Below are 582 nucleotides of genomic sequence, written 5' to 3'. Positions count from 1 at the left end.
AAAATTTTTCTAGCATTGAGATTAAAATCATTGAAAATCCCTTTAAAATCTTACTTTCGCTAAAAGATATATTATCAAAAGCTAGTCCCCAAAAATCAAAAATCGCTGGGCTTGATTTTGTGATTTTGCCACTTTTTAGTTTAAAGGGCGGTAAAAATGTGCCACTAAAAAGCGGGCTAAATCAATGGAACGCTGGGGGACGAAAACGAAAAATAGATGAAGTTTATATATCCGTGCCTATTGAAATTCATAAACTTTACCCTAAATTTTTTCCGCCAAGACAACAAGAATTTGCATTAAAAACGCCTTTGGGCGAGATATTGAGTGCTAAAATTTGCCAAAACAATAAAACGAACCCTTATGGCAAAGCCTTGATGAGTAATCCAAATTCAGCCCTTGCAAAATGGCTTTTGCGTGGAATTTTAAGGCTTAAAGAGGGCGAGTTAGCCACGCTTGAAAGGCTTGAAAATTTGGGCTTTGATAGCGTTATAATCGAAAAAATTAGCCAAAATGAATTTAGCATTGACATAATGCCTTTGAATTCTTATGAAAAATTTATAACTGATAATGCAGAATAAAATG

Annotated in this window: 1 protein-coding gene; it reads left to right on the top strand. The window is 34.0% G+C overall.

Annotated elements, in window-relative coordinates:
• On the top strand, window positions 1-578 hold a 578-nt coding region (locus DMC01_RS14240), incomplete at its 5' end, for a phospholipase D-like domain-containing protein (protein WP_486599304.1).
• Window positions 579-582: the final 4 nt, after the last annotated feature.

This window comes from Campylobacter troglodytis, assembly GCF_006864425.1.
Taxonomy (GTDB): domain Bacteria; phylum Campylobacterota; class Campylobacteria; order Campylobacterales; family Campylobacteraceae; genus Campylobacter_D; species Campylobacter_D troglodytis.
This window is presented reverse-complemented; position numbering and strand designations above follow the sequence as displayed.